At 61.9% G+C, this 17,840-nt stretch carries 14 protein-coding genes; 10 read left to right on the forward strand and 4 right to left on the reverse strand.

Features of this window, described 5'->3' with window-relative positions; translation table 11 throughout:
* Window positions 1-130 precede the first annotated feature (130 nt).
* From ACQ4MM_RS21680 to ACQ4MM_RS21690, 3 genes are all read left to right on the forward strand, one after another.
* Window positions 131-1,846 carry a M4 family metallopeptidase gene (locus ACQ4MM_RS21680; protein ID WP_431479300.1) on the forward strand — a complete coding sequence of 572 codons (1,716 nt, stop codon included), beginning with the start codon at window positions 131-133 and terminating at the stop codon, window positions 1,844-1,846.
* A 144-nt stretch (window positions 1,847-1,990) separates the two neighbouring features.
* Window positions 1,991-2,836, forward strand: coding sequence for a phosphatidate cytidylyltransferase (locus ACQ4MM_RS21685; RefSeq protein ID WP_431479301.1), 846 nt, complete (start codon window positions 1,991-1,993; stop codon window positions 2,834-2,836).
* A gap of 10 nt (window positions 2,837-2,846) precedes the next feature.
* Window positions 2,847-4,637: a bifunctional alpha/beta hydrolase/class I SAM-dependent methyltransferase gene (locus ACQ4MM_RS21690; protein WP_431479302.1), complete on the forward strand. Its 1,791-nt coding sequence runs from the start codon at window positions 2,847-2,849 to the stop codon at window positions 4,635-4,637.
* Here ACQ4MM_RS21690 and ACQ4MM_RS21695 read toward each other — a convergent pair.
* Both ACQ4MM_RS21695 and ACQ4MM_RS21700 read right to left on the reverse strand, forming a co-directional pair.
* Window positions 4,588-5,205: a CDP-alcohol phosphatidyltransferase family protein gene (locus ACQ4MM_RS21695; RefSeq protein ID WP_431479303.1), complete on the reverse strand. Its 618-nt coding sequence runs from the start codon at window positions 5,203-5,205 to the stop codon at window positions 4,588-4,590. The genes ACQ4MM_RS21690 and ACQ4MM_RS21695 overlap by 50 nt on opposite strands.
* On the reverse strand, window positions 5,202-6,356 hold the full coding sequence (locus ACQ4MM_RS21700) for a phosphatase PAP2 family protein (RefSeq protein WP_431479304.1): 1,155 nt from the start codon (window positions 6,354-6,356) through the stop codon (window positions 5,202-5,204). The genes ACQ4MM_RS21695 and ACQ4MM_RS21700 overlap by 4 nt, the downstream gene beginning before the upstream one ends.
* A gap of 22 nt (window positions 6,357-6,378) precedes the next feature.
* Between ACQ4MM_RS21700 and ACQ4MM_RS21705 the strand changes: the two genes are divergently transcribed.
* Both ACQ4MM_RS21705 and ACQ4MM_RS21710 read left to right on the forward strand, forming a co-directional pair.
* Window positions 6,379-7,458: a patatin-like phospholipase family protein gene (locus ACQ4MM_RS21705; protein WP_431479305.1), complete on the forward strand. Its 1,080-nt coding sequence runs from the start codon at window positions 6,379-6,381 to the stop codon at window positions 7,456-7,458.
* Window positions 7,455-8,189 carry an SDR family NAD(P)-dependent oxidoreductase gene (locus ACQ4MM_RS21710; RefSeq protein WP_431479306.1) on the forward strand — a complete coding sequence of 245 codons (735 nt, stop codon included), beginning with the start codon at window positions 7,455-7,457 and terminating at the stop codon, window positions 8,187-8,189. The genes ACQ4MM_RS21705 and ACQ4MM_RS21710 overlap by 4 nt, the downstream gene beginning before the upstream one ends.
* A gap of 1 nt (window position 8,190) precedes the next feature.
* Here ACQ4MM_RS21710 and ACQ4MM_RS21715 read toward each other — a convergent pair whose 3' ends face one another.
* Window positions 8,191-8,736 carry an acyloxyacyl hydrolase gene (locus tag ACQ4MM_RS21715; RefSeq protein WP_431479307.1) on the reverse strand — a complete coding sequence of 182 codons (546 nt, stop codon included), beginning with the start codon at window positions 8,734-8,736 and terminating at the stop codon, window positions 8,191-8,193.
* Between the two features lie 135 nt (window positions 8,737-8,871).
* Between ACQ4MM_RS21715 and ACQ4MM_RS21720 the strand changes: the two genes are divergently transcribed.
* On the forward strand, window positions 8,872-9,777 hold the full coding sequence (locus ACQ4MM_RS21720; RefSeq protein WP_431479308.1) for an NAD(P)-dependent oxidoreductase: 906 nt from the start codon (window positions 8,872-8,874) through the stop codon (window positions 9,775-9,777).
* A 7-nt stretch (window positions 9,778-9,784) separates the two neighbouring features.
* On the opposite strand, the gene ACQ4MM_RS21725 is transcribed toward ACQ4MM_RS21720, so the two are convergent.
* Window positions 9,785-10,981 carry a M20 aminoacylase family protein gene (locus tag ACQ4MM_RS21725; protein WP_431479309.1) on the reverse strand — a complete coding sequence of 399 codons (1,197 nt, stop codon included), beginning with the start codon at window positions 10,979-10,981 and terminating at the stop codon, window positions 9,785-9,787.
* Window positions 10,982-11,077: 96 nt separating this feature from the next.
* Between ACQ4MM_RS21725 and ACQ4MM_RS21730 the strand changes: the two genes are divergently transcribed.
* From ACQ4MM_RS21730 to ACQ4MM_RS21745, 4 genes are all read left to right on the forward strand, one after another.
* The gene (locus tag ACQ4MM_RS21730) at window positions 11,078-13,132 is read left to right on the forward strand and encodes a molybdopterin-containing oxidoreductase family protein (protein WP_431479310.1); all 2,055 of its coding nucleotides are present in this window, start codon (window positions 11,078-11,080) and stop codon (window positions 13,130-13,132) included.
* Between the two features lie 9 nt (window positions 13,133-13,141).
* The gene (locus ACQ4MM_RS21735) at window positions 13,142-14,272 is read left to right on the forward strand and encodes an aminopeptidase (RefSeq protein WP_431479311.1); all 1,131 of its coding nucleotides are present in this window, start codon (window positions 13,142-13,144) and stop codon (window positions 14,270-14,272) included.
* Between the two features lie 170 nt (window positions 14,273-14,442).
* A complete protein-coding gene (locus ACQ4MM_RS21740; RefSeq protein WP_431479312.1) occupies window positions 14,443-16,137 on the forward strand; it encodes a long-chain fatty acid--CoA ligase in 1,695 nt (564 codons plus the stop codon).
* A gap of 27 nt (window positions 16,138-16,164) precedes the next feature.
* On the forward strand, window positions 16,165-17,835 hold the full coding sequence (locus ACQ4MM_RS21745; RefSeq protein WP_431479313.1) for a long-chain-fatty-acid--CoA ligase: 1,671 nt from the start codon (window positions 16,165-16,167) through the stop codon (window positions 17,833-17,835).
* Window positions 17,836-17,840 lie beyond the last annotated feature (5 nt).

The following is a 17,840-nucleotide window of genomic DNA, read 5'->3' on the forward strand; positions in this document are numbered from 1 at the left end:
TTTGGCGTTGCATACGAGACAAGCAACCAAAATATGTCTCAATTTGTAGAAATTTTGACTCAGCCTTCACGCCCCGATAGTGTTAGATTCCCTATAACACCCCACCTCATCGGGACATTTGGAGACAGAAATGGAATTTCGCAAAAGCTTGATCGCAGCCGCGATCGCCATGGTTGCTGCAAACGCCAGCGCCGCCCCAAGCATGATGGCCAGTCCAGTTGCCTTCTCCGCCCAGGAGAAAACACGCCTGGTATCCACTCTGAATGGTGAGCGGGGCAAATATGGCCTGGATGCCGACCATGGTTACGCCATCGCCAGCCAACACCCTGGCGAACAGGGTAGGGCAATCAGCCGCGTGAACCACACCTACAAAGGTGTGCGCATTTTTGAATCCGAATCCGTTGTAGTCACCGACCAGGGTGGCAATATCGTGAGCGAATCGGTTGGCGAACGCCGCCAGGGCCTGTCGGCCAAGCGTTTCAACGTTAAGCCATCGATCAGCGACAAAGCGGCTATCGCCAAGGCAAGCCGCAGCGTGCCGGGTGCCGGCGCCGCAATCGACCCGCCCTCCGCCGAGCTGGTCATCTTCCCTATGATGAAAACCGTCCGTGCCCCTGGCGCCGAGAACAAAGCTGACGCCGACCTGAACGCGGTCGACGTGCAGGAAGTCGTTGGCAGCTATGAGCTGGCCTACGTGGTGAAAACCCGCACGCACGGCGCCTTCTATGACACCGTGGTCAGTGCACGTGACGGCCGCATCCTGGACCAGTGGAGTGCGATGCAAAATGTGGTCGGCACCGGCCATAGCCAGTACAACGGCGACGTGCCTATCAACACCACCTTGTCTGGTGGCGTGTACAAGATGATTGACGGCAGCCGCGGTACCGGCGGTACCTTCGGCGCCATGGCGATCACCAATGCGAACCACGGCACCAGTGCTGGCGCGGTGTACAGCAATGCCACCAATGTCTGGGGCGATGGCCAGCAGTACATCGCCGGCGGCAGCACCACCAATGCCAACGGCCAGACTGCTGCGGTGAACGCACTGTGGGGCCTGATGAATACCTACGACATGCACAAGAATGTGCTGAACTGGTCTTCGCTCGACGGCAACAACACCGCGACTTACATCGCCGTGCACGTCAACACCGCCTATGACAACGCCTACTACTCCGACAGCTGCAAGTGCATGTTCATCGGCGATGGCGGCAGCTCCTTCAACAACCTTGGCTCGATCGACGTAATTGGCCATGAAATGGGGCACGGCATTACGGCGGCGACCTCCAACCTGACCTACCGCGGCGAGTCGGGCGGCCTCAATGAGTCTTCCTCCGACATCTCGGGTGAAGCAGTGGAAGCCTATGCGCGCGCTGGCGGCAGTGGCACTTCGCTGCCTGTCCCGTCGGGCAACGACTGGATGATGGGCAAGGAAATCTCCAAGAGCGGCCAGCCGCTGCGCTGGATGTACAAGCCAAGCAAGGATGGCCGTTCGCCAGACGCATGGAAGTCGACCATCAAGCGACTGGATGTTCACTACAGCAGTGGCCCGAACAACCGCATGTTCTACTTCCTGGCGATGGGTTCGAGCGCAACTGCGGGCAGCGACTACTATTCGCAATATTTGACCAAGTTGCCGAAGAACATGACCGGCATTGGCATCGACAAGGCTTACCGTATCTGGTTCCGCGCGAACACCACCAAGTTCACGTCGTCGACCAACTACGCAGACGCTCGTTTGAAAGTGCTGGCAGCAGCGCAGGAACTATACGGCGCCAATAGCGCCGAGGCGAAAGCAGTCCAGCGCGCCTATGCTGCCATTAACGTGGGGGCCGACGTGGCAGAATAAGCCGCGCAGCGACACACAGGAGCCGCCAGGGCAACCTGGCGGTTTTTTTTTTGCGCGTCGTGACAATGTGTGATTGTGCATCGGCTAGTTGTTGGCAAAATGCAAGTCATGAATGGAATTTTTACTGCGCAGCTAGGGTACGCCATGGCTGCCTTGTACGTATTGCTGGGTGTGGTCTCAACAGGGGTGGGTCTGGCGCTTGGCTCGCGTGCCAGCCAACTGCGCGACCAGGTGAATGCCTGGTGGTTCATTTTTCCCATTGTTAGCTGTGGCCTGATCCTGTATCCGGTCGGAGCACCCTTGCTGGCACTCGTCATTTGCGGCTTGGCTGCGCGCGAACTTGCGCCTTACTGCGGAGCTGCTTCCGGCCGCTTCCTTGGGATCTCAATCGCCAGCCTGGTGGCAGCGGTATGTGCCGGCACGTTTGCGCCTTCCTCCTTGCCCGCAGCGTTTGCGCTGGCCACTTTCGCTGCTGCGGCATATCTCTGGCGCTCGCGCGAACCGGGCGCGTTGCCTTGGCTGCTGTTTGCCCTCACTTGCTTCGGCATCAGCTTCGTGCCGGCCTTTGTGCTCCTGCCGTTCGGCCCGAAAGAGAACCTGTCCTGGCTGTTTTACCTGTTCATCGTGACAGCCTTGAACGACATCGCCCAGTTCACCAGCGGCAAACTTTTCGGCAAGCAGAAAATCGTTCCACAAATTAGCCCGCAAAAGACCTGGCAAGGCTTGCTGGGCGGCGTTGTGGTTTCCACCTTGCTGTCGCTCGCGTTGGGCGCCTACTTCAGCCTGGGCCAGCCGGCCTGGCTGGCGACCATCGCCATGCTGCTTTCGGTTGGCGGCTTTGCCGGCGACGTGATGTTTTCCGCCGCGAAGCGCAAGCTTGGCATCAAGGATTTTTCAAACCTGATCCCGGGCCACGGCGGCATGCTTGACCGTGCCGACAGCCTGGTGGTCACGGCACCCTTGCTTTACCTGTTGCTCATTTATCGATAAGGAAAAAAGAATGAAGATTGAACGAGGCCTTGCCTGGAGCGAGACCCAGTCCGGCTTTGATGCGGCCGACGGCACGCGCCTGTTCTACCGGAGCTGGATGCCGCTGGCGCCACGCAGCGGCGCGCCGCGCGCGCTGGTTTTCCTGCATCGCGGGCATGAACATTCTGGCCGTATCGGCACGCTGGTCGAGCAGTTCGGCTTCCATGGCGACTGGGCTTTCGCCTACGACGCGCGCGGGCATGGATATTCGCCAGGTGAGCGTGGTTCGGCGCCAAGCTTCGCCACCATGGTCGACGACCTGGATACCTTCGTCCGTCATATCTGCAGCAAGCATGGCTTCGACATCGAGGATGTGCTGGTCGTGGCCAACAGTGTTGGCGCTGTGGTGGCGGCTACCTGGCTGCATGATTACGCACCGCGCGTGCGCGGACTGGTGATGGCTGCCGCGGCCTTTGCGATCAAGCTGTATGTGCCGCTGGCGAAGCCTGGGCTGCGCTTCGCACGGCGCTTCAAACCGGAACTGTTCGTGACCAGCTACATCCGCCCGACCATGCTGACGCATTCAGCGGAGCAGGCGCGCGCCTACGATGAAGACCCGCTGATCGCCAAGAGTATCTCGGCCCAGATCCTGCTGGAACTGGCCGACACTGCGCAGCGCATCGTGCATGATGCCGCCGCCATCGACACGCCGGTCATGATGCTTGCCGCTGACCAGGACTACGTCGTGCACGAGGCGCCGCAGAAGTTGTTCTTTGATCGGCTGTCGTCGCCAATGAAGCGCTACGTCAGGCTGCAGCGCTGCCGCCACGCCATCTTCTACGAGGAAGACACTGTCGCCGCGATGCAGGCGAGCCGCAGCTTTATCGAGGAATGCTTCGCGACGCAGCCGGCATCGCCGGTGCGCTTCGCGGCTGCCGACAGGGAGGGCCAGGGCGCCCGGCATTACGCGGCACTGCTGAACAACCAGACCGGCAACGCGCTGACGCGCGCCTGGTTCGGAGTACAGCGAAATATGCTGAAGATGATGGGACCGTTGAGCGATGGCATGAAGATCGGCCTGCGCCACGGCTTTGATTCGGGGGAGTCGCTGGACTATGTCTATCGCAACCAGGCCGGCGGCAAGCTTGGCTTTGGCGGCATGATGGACCGTGGTTACCTCGATGCGGTAGGCTGGCGCGGCATCCGCCTGCGCAAGGTGCAGATGCAGCAGCTGTTGGCGGAACAGATTGCGGCGCACCAGGGACCAGGGCCGGTGCGCATCCTCGATATCGCCGCAGGTTCCGCACGCTATGTGCTGGAGACCATCAAGCGCTTCCAGGACCGCGAGATCGAGGTTACGCTATGCGACTATGAGCAGCACAACCTGGACCAGGCGAAGAAGCTGGCGGAAAAGCTGCAGATCAGCGCCCGCATTGAATTCTGCCGCCGCGATGCCTTCAGCGCCGACAGCTACCAGGGGCAGGAAGGACGCTACGATATCGCCGTGGTGTCCGGGCTGTACGAGCTGTTCAGCGACAACTCACTGGTCATGCAATCGTTGCGCGGCGTTGCGGCCAGCCTGCGCGAAGGCGGCAGCTTGCTGTACACCGGCCAGCCGTGGCATCCGCAACTGGATATGATCGCCTATACGCTGACCAACCATCGCGGCGAGCCATGGCGCATGCGCCCGCGCGCGCAAGCCGAGATGGATGGCTTGGTTACATTGGCCGGTTGCCGCAAGCTGCGGACAATGATCGGCCTGGAAGGAATCTTCACTGTTTCGCTTGCGGAGAAAGGCGCAGTGCCTGTCGCAGGCGATTAAACACCGTCACCAGCGACAGCAGCAGGACCACGGCAAGCAAGGCGTTGTGCCAGACCGGCGCAACGCCCGCCCACACCAGCAGGCCAAGCAGGCCGAAAGCAAAGGCCCGGTCGCTCTTGCCCATCGGGCCATCGAAGCGGCGCGCCACGCCGATGCTGCTGGCCAGCACGCCTGCAAACTCGGCCAGCAGGGCAAACACCACCACCAGTACCAGCAAGTGCGGCGAGATTCCGGCCAGCAGGGCTACCGGCAGGTAGAGCGCCGCATCCGAAACCTGGTCGCACAATTCGTTCAGCAAAGCGCCCATCGCCGTCTTGTTGCCGGTGGCATTTGCCAGCATGCCGTCGATGGCGTTCAAGGCCATGCGCAGCAGCAGGAAGAAGGGCAGGCCCAGCCACAGGCCGAGGCATTGCGGCGCCAAGGCCAGCAGCGCTCCATAGCCCACAGAAAGCAGCATCGCGGCCAGCGTAACCTGGTTAGGGGTGATGCCGAGCCTCGTGAGGAGGTTGAGGAAAGGGCGCAGCAATTGCTGGAAGCAGGGCTTAAGCTGGTAGATGGAGATGCTCATGACGTATAAGAGTTAAGGTAGATCCGGGCGATGAAAAGGCTGCGGCTGTAGCCCATCGCGCAATGCAGGTAGACCGGGCGGCCCTGCTTGCGCTCGGCATCAATGGCCGCAAGGATATTGCGGACCTGAGTGCGCGTTGGCGCTTGCAGGTCCAATAAAGGAAGGTGGCGGTAATGGCCGCGGCGCAGCAACTCGGTTTCGCCGAGTTCTGCGCTCAGGTCGATGATGCTGCAGCCCGGAGGCAGCTGCAGCGCTTCGCCGGCGCTCAGGCGGCGGCCAACCCACAAGCCTGCGGCCGCCATTGCGAATGGCGGCTTGCCGCGCCAGCGCACCAGCATCCACGTTGCGGCGTAGCCGAAGAGGTAGGGCCAGAACAGCAGCCATACCCAGGCTGGATGCCGGCCTTCGTGTTTGCGCAGGAAGGCTGCGTTGCGGCGGGCATATGCCGAAGCGACCAGCAGCAGGCTGGCCGCAAGGTAGAGCCAGGGCCATACGGGCGCGGACAGGCTCGCCGCGAGCAGCGCCAGTCCAGCCATGATGACATAGTAGAACGCAACGCTATGGCGGGCGGTGGCGCCGGGACGCACCGCATGGCAGGCGACTGCGGCAAGCGCAATGCCGCCGGCGATATCGGCCACGGCATGCTGCCAGGTCAGCAGCGTGCTGGCGCCAACCAGCAGCAGCCAGCACGCCAGCGCAAGCCGCCAGGCGCGGCGCGCGATTTCCGGCCGCAGCGTGAGCCACAGCAGGATGCAATAGATGATGTGCAAGGACGGGAACTGGTTGTACGGGCGATCCGAGGCGTCCAGCAAGCCATAGGCCAGCTGGAGGAAGCCGTGGTCGGGCACCGCCCTGCCGGCTGGGAAGCGCGCGGGGAAAACGGCGAACACCAGGCTGGCGGCGACAGTGGAGAGCATCAGGCGGCGGCTGTACACGCGCAGCGCATCCCCCTTGCGCACCTTGAAGAAGGCCCATGCCAGCAAGGGGCCGGAACTGGCATAGGGAATGATCATCCACGGCAGGAAAGGGATGGCCTGCTCGAACGCAAGCGCCAGCGTGCGCTGGACCTGCGCCGATTCGGCAGCATGGTTCGTGAGCGTGTAGCAAAGCCCGAACAAGAGGGCGTTGAGGATCAGGTGCAGGAGTTGCATTCGTGGCATTATGTCACGCGATATGAGTGAAGATCAAAAGTACCAGCGCTGCATGGTGATGGCGGGTGGCGGATTCCGCTTCGGCTATTACCTTGGCATGCACGCTGCGGCGGAAGATAGCGGCATGGCGCCCGATGTCATCCTCGCCAGTTGCGGCGGTTCGCTGGCGGCGGCCATCATCCACGCCTTGCCGGATGCCACGCAGCGCAAGCAATGGCTCGTCTCGCAGGAGATGTACCGGTTCATGTGCGGCTTGCGCGCGGCGCCGCATGTGCGTCCGCTGCCGGTGCTGGGTGCGGCCCTGCTGCGCGGACTGTCGCGCGAACGGGCCAGGCGTGTGCCGGACGTGTTCGACGATTTCATGTTCGAGCTGCCGGGGCCATTGCCTTTGCCTTTGCCAGCCGCGCAGCCGCAGATGTCGCTCGTTATCGTGGCCACCAAGCTGCTGTTCGGCCGCGAGCATACCGGCCAGGCACGGGGTGGGCGCGCGCTGTTCGCGGAAGTCGTCTTCGGGCCGAAACGTGCATGCAGCCTGCTGCAGGGATGGCCGGCACCCGCCAGTGCGCCTGCGTGGAGCTGCGGCGCGGTGGCGCCAGGCCTCCTGCTCGATAGCGCGATGCCCGTCACCGATGCCGTGCGCAGCTCAATCACCGATATGTTGTACTTCGCCTGCCATGCTTACGGCGGCCAGCACTATATGGGCGGCGTGATCGACCTGTTCCCGATCGAGATCGCGCATGGCCTGGCCAGGCACGTGACGATGGAAGCCAAGCCTCCGTTCGGTCAAGCGCTGGCGATTCCCGCGTTGCGCAAGGTGTTCGGCATCGATGGCAATGCGCGGCTGAAGCACGTGCACGCGCAGCACGCCCATGCCTGGGTCGATACCAGCGATATCTCGAGCGCCCTGCGCGGCAGCGGCATGCGAAAGCGCATCGACTGGCTGGACAACCGCATCAGGCTGGAGATGCCGGCCAGTCTTGCGGAATATGCGCAGGACGTGGAAACGCAATGGCAGTACGGTTACCGGCGCGGCATCGAAGCGTATGCAAGTCCAGGGCTGCGGCTACGCCACGCCACAAGATTCAACAGGGGAAGCAAATGAGGGTAATGATCATCGGCGGCACCAGCGGCATCGGCTTGGCCCTGGCAAGGCATTACGCGCAGCAGGGCGCCGTGCTGGCGCTATGCGGACGCGATCCTGCGCGGTTGGATGGGCACCCCATCACTGTGCAGGCAGGAGTCCGGCGCTATGGTTTCGACATTGGCGAACGCCAGGCGGTGTTTGATGCAGTCGAAGACTTTGCCGCGGAAGGGCTGGACCTGCTGGTCGTCACCGCCGGCCAGTATGCCGATGCCAACGCACTGGCGCAGGACCCCAAGTGCAGCATGCCGGTCGTGCGCACCAATGTCTCCGGGCTATGCCATGCCTTCGACGCGGGCGCGCAGGCCATGCTGCGCAACGGGCGCGGCCAGATGGTGGTGGTGGCGTCGATTGCGGGGCTGCTGCATGAATATCCGGGCGGCTCGCTGTACAGCGCAAGCAAGCGCGCCGCGATTGCCATCAGCGACTCCTATCGCAAGGCGCTGGCGCCGCATGGAATCGGCGTGACCGCCGTGGTGCCGGGCTATGTCGATACGCAGAAGCTAAGGGATTTGAACGGGGGAAGTGCGCAGCGCAAGCCGTTCCTGCAGACTGAAGATGAAACTGTGCGCCGGATTGTCCGCGCGATCGCGGAGCGGGACGCGCACTGCATCTTCCCCTGGCAGCTGCACGCCATGGTGCGTGTATTTAACCTGCTGCCAAAGGGATTGCAGCGCTACCGCAAGAAGTGAATCAGTAGCGGTAAGCCGCTTTCAGCATGATGACGTCGACGCCGCTGTTCGGCCTCTTGATGCCGCCATTGGAAAAGTGCTGCGCCTTGAGGGCGACTTCCCACTTGTTGTCGAATACGTAGCCCACGGCGATATGGTCGCCGAACTGGAAAGCGGTCGACAGGCCGTCGTCGTTGCTGTAGTAGGTCTTCGACAGCACGTGCGCGCCGATGCCTCCCTCCACGTAAAAGCCCTTCTTGCTGGTATGCTCGAAACGGACTACCGGGGTAAAGCCGATGTCAAACAGGTTCTCTTTATCGCCAGGCATATTGTGCCACTGGCGGGCCTGCCAGAAGCCGACGCTGGCGTCCCAGTAGCCGCTGAGGTGGGTGCCATTGGAATTGAACCAGGTCCATTCAGGCTTGAAGTCCTGCGTGGCGCCCAGGCGCACCATGCGGATCTTGGACGCCGAACCGGCTTCCACGTAAGCGGAATTGATATCGAAGGCGAAAGCGGATTGCGCTACCAATGCAGCGGCAGCAACAGCGAACAGTTTTTTGATTTGCATGTTTTTTCTCTCTGGTCCTTGCCGCAGTCTTCATATTTGCTGAGGCAATGCTCGCAATTTTACTTTCGTTCTGAAATTCTTTCAGGCGACCTCATAATTGTTAGAATCACTGCAATATTGGCATATCTGGAGCTTATGGTGGCGCATCCTCAGCGAATCGCATTTCTTGGCATAGGCTTGATGGGCGAACCTATGGTATCGCGCCTGCTGGCGGCCGGCTTCAAAGTCACGGCCTGGAACCGCACTGCGGGCAAGGCCAGTGCGCTGGCTGCGGCGGGCGCCGATCCCGACGACGTACTGCCGCATGCGGTGGCGGATGCCGATATGGTGGTGTCGATGCTGTCCGCCGGCGATGCGGTCGGCGGCGTGATCGATGCGGCGCTCGATGCACTGCGTCCCGCTACGCTGTGGATCGATATGAGCTCGACGCGGCAGGACGAGGCGCAGGCTTTCCATGCGCTGCTTGCCTCGCGCGGGCATCGCTTCATCGATGCGCCGGTGTCGGGCGGCGTCGGCGGCGCACAGGCCGGCTCGCTGGCCATCATGGCGGGCGGCAGTGCTGCGGATTTCGAGGCGGCGCGGCCGTTGCTGGAAGCAATGGGCAAGCCCAGGCTGGTCGGCCCGGCGGGCAGCGGGCAGGTGGCAAAGCTGTGCAACCAGCTGATCGTCGGCGGCACCATCAATATCGTGGCGGAGGCTTTGCTGCTGGCGCAGGCGGCCGGCGCCGATCCGGCGGCGGTGCGCGAAGCGATTCGCGGTGGCTTTGCCGAGAGCCGCGTGCTGGAAGTACATGGCCAGCGCATGCTGGAGCGCAATTTCCTGCCGGGCGGGCAGGTGCTGACCCAGTTGAAGGACCAGCACAATATCCTGGCCGCAGCAGCAGCGGCGGGTGTAGCGCTGCCGGTCACCAGCCTGGTGACGCAGCGCTATGAGTCGATCAAGGACGTGTATCCGCGTGCCGACCATTCGGCCGCGCTGCTGGCGCTGGAGCGGCTGAATGATGGTGTGCGTGTCGGCACGCAGGCCGACAAGCTGCCGTAGTACTGCCTTATTGCGCCTGCGGCAAAGCCGCTTCGGCCAGGTGCACCCAGAAGCTGGCGCCAATCGGCAGCAGGCGGTCGTTGAAGTCGTAGCTGGCGTTGTGCAGCACGCATGGACCGAGGCCGTGGCCGCCGTCGCGGTGATCGCCTTCACCGTTGCCGATGAAGATGTAGCAGCCCGGCTTCTCCTGCAGGAAGAAGGCGAAGTCCTCGGCGCCCATGGTGGGTTCGACGTTGGCGTCCACCATCGATTCGCCGACGACCGATTTCATGACGCCTAAGGCGAAGCGGGTTTCCTTGGCGTGGTTCACCAGCGGTGGATAGTTGCGGCGGAAGGTGAACTCCACTTCGGCATCGAAGGCGGCGGCAATGCCTTCCGCCAGCGACTGCATGCGCCGCTCGACCAGGTCCAGCACTTCGGTGGTAAAGGTGCGCACGGTGCCGACCAGCTTGGCATCGTCGGGGATCACGTTGGTAGCGCTGCCGGCGTGGATCTGGGTGATCGACAGCACGGCCGTGTCGAGTGGACTCTTGTTGCGCGTGACGATGGTCTGCCAGGCCTGCGCAATCTGCACCGCGACCATGATCGGGTCGATGCCCTTGTGCGGCTGGGCCGCGTGGGCACCCTTGCCGCGCACGGTCACGTGGAATTCGTTGGACGAAGCCATCATCGGGCCTTCACAAGCCCCCAGCTCACCTTGCGCCATGCCAGGCCAGTTGTGCATGCCGTAGATCGCATCCATCGGGAAGCGCTCGAACAGGCCATCCTTGATCATCTCGCGCGCGCCGGCGCCGCCTTCTTCGGCCGGCTGGAACACCAGGTAGACGGTGCCGTCGAAGTTGCGGTGCCTGGCCAGGTGGTGGGCCGCGCCGAGCAGCATGGCGGTGTGGCCGTCATGGCCGCAAGCGTGCATCTTGCCGGGATGTTTGGAAGCGTGCGGGAAGGTGTTGATCTCCTGCATGGGCAGGGCATCCATGTCGGCGCGCAGGCCAATGGCGCGCTCGGAGTTGCCATTCCTGATGATGCCAACCACGCCGGTCTTGCCCAGGCCGCGCTCGAAGGGGATGCCCCATTCGGTCAGCTTGGCGCAAACGACATCGGCGGTACGTTCTTCTTCATAGCAGAGTTCCGGGTGGGCATGCAGGTCGCGTCGGATCTGCTGCAACTCGGACTGAAACGCGATAATCGGGTCGATCAGTTTCATTATTGTTCTCCATCGGTGTTGCCATTCTAGCCTCCCGATGCGATTTTCTGGAATCGTTTACGATACTGTTTTCAGCCGTCGCTAACCCAGATCAAGATGTCATCCACACAAGTCCGCGCCACCTGCCCGCACGATTGCCCCGATACCTGCGCCCTGCTCGTCACCGTCGAGGATGGCGTGGCGACCGAGGTGAAAGGCGATCCGGATCATCCGACCACCGCCGGGGTGCTGTGCACCAAGGTCTCCCGCTATACCGAGCGTACCTACGCGCCGGACCGCCTGCTGTACCCGCTGCGCCGCACCGGCAAGAAGGGCGAGGGCAAGTTCGAGCGCATCAGCTGGGAGCAGGCGCTGGATGAGATCGCGGCGCGCCTGCAGCCGCTGGCCGCGACCGAACCGGAGTCGATCCTGCCGTACAGCTACGCCGGCACCATGGGCCTGGTGCAGGGCGATTCCATGTCGTCCCGCTTCTTCCACAAGGTCGGTGCTTCGCTGCTTGACCGCACCATCTGCGCCACCGCTGGCGCCACCGGCTACAAATACACGGTCGGCGCCTCGGTCGGCACCGATATCGAACAATTCCAGAATGCCAAGCTGCTCATCATCTGGGGCGGTAACCCGATCGCATCCAACCTGCACTTCTGGACCCGGGCCCAGGAAGCCAAGCGCAACGGCGCGAAGCTGATCGCCATCGACCCCTACCGCTCGTTGACGGCCGAGAAATGCCACCAGCACATCGCCGTCCTGCCGGGCACGGACGCGGCGCTGGCGCTGGGCCTGATGCACATCCTGGTGCGCGACGACCTGCTGGACCACGAGTACATCGCCGACTACACGGTGGGCTTTGAGGAGTTGCGCCAACGCGTGGCGGAATGGTCACCGCAGCGCGTGGCGGAAACCTGCGGTATTACCGTCGAGGAAGTGGAAGGCCTGGCGCGCGAATATGGCGAAACCGCCAAGCGCGGCGAGCCGGTCGCCATCCGCATGAATTACGGCGTGCAGCGCGTGCATGGCGGCGGCATGGCGGTGCGCAATATTGCCTGCTTGCCAGCGCTGGTGGGCGCCTGGCGCCACGCGGCGGGCGGCGTGCAGCTGTCCGCTTCCGGCACCTTCAAGAAAAACCTGGCCGCCCTGCAGCGCCCGGATTTGCTGGCGAAACAGCCGCGCACCATCAATATGACGACCATCGGCGACGACTTGCTGCGCCCGGCCTCGCCCGAGTTCGGCCCGCAGGTCAAGGCGGTCATCGTCTACAACTCGAACCCGCTGGCGGTGGCGCCGGATTCGTCCAAGGTGCAGGCCGGCTTTGCGCGCGAGGACCTGTTCACGGTGGTGCTGGAACATTTCCAGACCGATACCGCCGACTATGCCGACATCGTGTTGCCGGCCACCACCCAGCTCGAGCACACCGATGCGCACAGCGCCTACGGCCACCTGTACATGATGGCCAACAACCCCGCCATCGCACCGATGGGCGAGGCCAAGCCGAACACCGAGATCTTCCGCTTGCTGGCCGCGCGCATGGGCTTCGACGATCCATGCTTCCGCGACAGTGATGATGCGCTGGCATCGGTGGCATTCGTGCAATTCGACTGGGAGTCACTGAAGCGGAAGGGCTGGCAGAAACTGGAAGTACCTGATGCGCCCTTTGCATGCGGCAATTTCCCCACACCTTCAGGAAAATGTGAGTTCTATTCGGAAAGCATGAAGCAGGATGGACTGGACCCGCTGCCGGCCTACATCCCGAACTACGAATCCGCAGCATCTGCCCCTGATCTGGCGGCAAAATACCCGCTTGCGATGATATCTCCGCCGGCGCGCAACTTCCTCAACTCGACCTTTGTCAACGTGCAAAGCTTGCGCGCCACGGAAGGCGAGCCGCAGCTCGACATCAATCCTGACGATGCGGCAACACGTGGCATCAACCACGGCGATATGGTGCGCATCTTCAACGATCGCGGCTCCTTCGTGTGCAAGGCGCGCGTGACGCCGAAGGCCCGCCAAGGCCTTGTCGTAGGCTTGTCGATCTGGTGGAAGAAGCTGGCAGGCGATGGCAAGAATGCCAATGAGGTGACCAGCCAACGGCTGACTGACATGGGTCGCGCACCGACGTTTTACGATACACTGGTTCAGGTCGAGAAAGCCTCCTGAGAATGATATATGCGCACGTTAGCACAGCTGAAACTGCGTGCCGGATACCTGGCGACGGCAGGGGTGTGCGCCGGCCTCCTGGCAGGTTGTGCGCAATTCAAGTATTACTTCCAGGCTGCCCAGGGCCAGTACGCGCTCTGGTCTGACGCCCGTCCGGTCGACGACTGGATCGGCGACCCAAGCACCGATCCCAAGCTCAAAGCCCGCCTCGAAAAGGCCAAGCTGATCCGCAAGTTCGCGGTCAAGGAGCTGGGCCTGCCGGATAACGCCAGCTATAAAAACTACGCCCCATTGAACCGCCAGTACGTGCTGTGGAATGTGGTGGCCACGCCGGAGCTGTCGCTGCGCCCGGTGCAGTGGTGCTTCCCCATCGCCGGCTGCGTCAGTTATCGCGGTTATTACGACAAGGCCGATGCCGAAGCGTATGCCGAAGAGCTGCGCAAGGAAGGCAATGACGTGCAGGTCGGCGGCGTGCCGGCCTATTCCACGCTGGGCTGGCTCAGCGACCCATTGCTGTCCACCTTCATCAACCACTCCGATGCCGAGCTTGCGCGCCTGGTGTTCCATGAACTGGCGCACCAGGTGGTGTACGTGCAGGGCGATTCCAAATTCAACGAAGCGTTTGCCTCCGCGGTGGAAGAGGCCGGGGTCAACCACTGGCTCGAGCTGTACGGCAACGACGCCATGCGCCAAGCCTACGCGCGCTACAACGTGCGCCGCCAGGACTTCATGGACTTACTGGTGAGGCATCGACAAATGCTGGCGGACAACTATGCCAGCAAAGCCAGCGCCAAAAAGAAGCGCGAGGAAAAAGCGCGCATCTTTACCGCCCTGCAGGAAGGGTACAAGGTTCTCAAGGCAGACTGGGGTGGTTACAACGGCTACGATCGATTCTTTGCGGAACCGTTGAATAATGCCCATTTGGCATCTGTTGCAACCTATAATGATTTGCTGCCAGGCTTCCGCGCCTTGCTTGTAAGAGAAAAGGCATTCCCGCAGTTTTATGCTGCGGTGCGGAGCATGAGCAACCTGCCATCCGTGGAACGGCATGACAGGCTGCACGAACTGGCCCGCTCAATGGCTCAAGCCACTGAGACCACGACGGCCGCCGCTGCCAAGGAGCCGGGCGCCGTCAATTGACGATTGTCTATGCTGCGTAGCAGCACGGAGGCCCGCTAGAGTACGCGTTCCAAATCCAGAAAATAGCTTGCCCTGTGTCATGTCGCACGATAGCATCTATAGTGCGGGAAAGCACGGCCGTTCTATTTTCGCAAATAAAAACATATAAAACTGAGACAAAGAGGCACAGGATGGAAAAAATCTGGTTGAAGTCGTATCCCCCAGGCGTTCCGAGTGAAATCGACGCTACGCAATACCGCTCCCTGGTTCACCTGCTTGAAGAATCGTTCCAGAAGTACGCGTCGCGCAACGCCTTCGTGTGCATGGACAAGTTCCTCACCTATTCCGAACTGGACCAGCACTCCAAACGCCTCGGCGCCTGGCTGCAAAGCCGCGGCATGAAAAAGGGTGCGCGCGTGGCAGTCATGATGCCGAACGTGCTGCAATACCCGATTGCCATCGCCGCCATCCTGCGTGCCGGCTACACCGTCGTCAACGTCAATCCGCTGTACACCCCGCGCGAACTGGAGCACCAGCTGAACGACTCCGGCGCGGAAGCCATCATCATCCTCGAGAATTTCGCGACCACCCTGGAGCAGGTGCTGCCGCGCACCCAGGTCAAGCACATCATCGTCGCCGATATGGGCGAGATGCTGGGCGGCCTGAAAGGCATCATCGTCAACTTTGTGGTGCGCAACGTGAAGAAGCTGGTGCCGCCGTTCTCGCTGCCGAACGCGGTGCGCTTCAAGGACGCGCTGGGCCATGCCCGCAGCATGAAGCTGACGCCGGTCGAATTGCGCCATGAAGACGTTGCCTTCCTGCAGTACACCGGCGGTACCACCGGCGTGTCGAAGGGCGCAACCCTGACCCACCGCAACATCATCGCCAACCTGCTGCAGATGCAAGCCTGGTCGGCGCCGAAGCTGGCCGACCTGCCGCCGGAAGAGCGCACCATCATTTGCGCGCTGCCGCTGTATCACATCTTTGCGCTGACCGTGTGCGCCATGTGGGGCATCCGCGAGGGCGGCCTGAATGTGCTGATCCCGAACCCGCGCGATATCGGCGGCTTTATCAAGGAGCTGGCCAAGTACCGCTTCAATATGCTGCCGGCCGTGAACACGCTGTACAACGCGCTGCTGAACCATCCTGATTTCACCAAGCTGGACTTCTCCGGCCTGAAGGTCGCCAACGGCGGCGGCATGGCAGTGCAGAAGGCGGTGGCCGACAAGTGGCTGGCTGCAACCGGCGTCACCATCGTGGAAGGCTACGGCCTGTCCGAGACCGCACCGGTGGCAACTGCCAACCGCTTCGACAGCACCGATTTCTCCGGCATGATCGGCTTGCCGATTCCTTCCACCGAAGTGGCGATCCTGGACGATGCCGGCAATGAGGTGCCGCTGGGCAGCCCGGGCGAAATCGCGATCCGCGGCCCGCAGGTCATGGCCGGCTACTGGAACCGTCCGGAGGAAACTGCCAAGGTCATGACGGCCGACGGCTATTTCAAATCCGGCGACGTGGGCGTGATGGACGAACGCGGCTACGTCAAGATCGTGGACCGCAAAAAGGACATGATCCTGGTCTCCGGTTTCAATGTCTATCCGAATGAAATCGAAGACGTGGTGGCATCGCATCCAGGCGTGCTGGAATGCGCCTGCATCGGCGTGCCGGACGAGCATTCCGGCGAAGCGGTGAAAGTGTTCGTGGTGAAGAAAGATCCGAACCTGACCGTCGAATCGCTGATGGAGCACTGCAAGCAAAACCTGACCGGCTACAAGAAGCCGAAATATATCGAGTTCCGCACGGAGCTTCCGAAGACGAACGTTGGCAAGATCCTGCGCCGCATGCTGCGCGACGAGAAGCCTGCCGACGATAAGAAGGCTGCATAAGCGGCAAGGCACACGAAAGGCAATACGATGGAAAAAATCTGGCTGAAGTCTTACCCCCAAGGCGTTCCTGCGGAGATCGATATTTCGCAGTACCGCTCCGTGACCCACCTGATGGAAGAGTCGTTCCAGAAGTACGCAAGCCGTAACGCGTACGTCTGCATGGACAAGTTCATGACCTACTCCGAGGTGGACCAGCTGTCGAAGCAGTTCGGCGCCTGGCTGCAGTCCAAGGGCCTGAAGCCGGGGGCGCGCGTCGCCATCATGCTGCCTAACGTGCTGCAATACCCGGTCGCGCTGGCGGGCATCATCCGCGCCGGCTACGTGGTGGTCAACGTCAATCCGCTGTACACCCCGCGCGAACTGCAGCACCAGCTGAACGACTCCGGCGCTGAAGCCGTGATCGTGCTGGAGAACTTTGCCACCACGGTGCAGCAAGTCGTGGCATCGACCCCGGTCAAGCACGTGATCGTCGCCTCGATGGGCGACCTGCTGGGCGGCCTGAAAGGCATGATCGTCAACTTCGTGGTGCGCAGCGTGAAGAAGATGGTGCCGGCCTGGAATATCCCTGGCCACGTCACCTTCAAGCAGGTGCTGTCCGAAGGCTCGCGCCTGACGCTGAAGCCGGCCGACCAGAAGCCAAGCGATATCGCCTTCCTGCAGTACACCGGCGGCACCACCGGCGTGTCCAAGGGCGCCGTTCTGTTGCACAGTAACGTGGTGGCCAATATGCTGCAGAACGAAGCCTGGCTGCAGATGGCGCCTAGCGACAAGCAGATGGTCTTTGTTGCCGCGCTGCCGCTGTACCACATCTATTCGCTGACCATTTCCTGCTTCATGGGCTGGAAGCTGGGCGGCATGAATATCCTGATCCCGAATCCGCGCGATATCCCTGGCTTTGTCAAAGAGCTGCGCAAGTATCCGGTGACCGTGTTCCCTGCCGTGAATACGCTGTACAACGCGCTGCTGAACAATCCTGATTTCTCCAAGCTGGACTTTTCCAGCTACAAGATCTGCAACGGCGGCGGAATGGCCGTGCAGCAGTCGGTGGCGGACCGTTGGCTGAAGGTGACCGGCACCCCGATCATCGAGGGCTACGGCCTGTCCGAGACTTCGCCGGTGGCGACTGCCAACCGCGTCGACATCAAGGAATTCACCGGCACCATCGGGGTACCGATTCCTTCCACCGACCTGGCGATCCTGGACGACGATGGCAAGGAAGTGCCGCTGGGTTCTGCCGGCGAGATCGCGATCCGCGGCCCGCAGGTCATGGCCGGCTACTGGAACCGTCCTGACGAAACCGCGAAATCGATCACCGCTGACGGCTTCTTCAAGACCGGTGACGTCGGCATCATGGACGAGAAAGGCTTCGTGCGCATCGTCGACCGCAAGAAGGACATGATCCTGGTGTCAGGCTTCAATGTGTACCCGAACGAAGTGGAAGGCGTGGTCGCCGCCCACCCGGGCGTGCTCGAAGTGGCTTGCGTTGGTGTGCCAGATGCGAATTCCGGCGAAGCGGTGAAATTGTTCGTCGTCCGCAAGGATCCGAACCTGACCGCGGAAGCCCTGCTCGAGTTCTGCAAACACGAGCTGACGGCGTACAAGAAGCCGAAGTACATCGAGTTCCGTGATGAACTGCCGAAGACCAATGTCGGCAAGATCCTGCGCCGCCAACTGCGCGACGAGAAGAAAGCAGCATAAGCCTG

Source organism: Massilia eburnea (genome assembly GCF_050709955.1).
Taxonomy (GTDB): Bacteria; Pseudomonadota; Gammaproteobacteria; order Burkholderiales; family Burkholderiaceae_D; genus Rugamonas; species Rugamonas eburnea_A.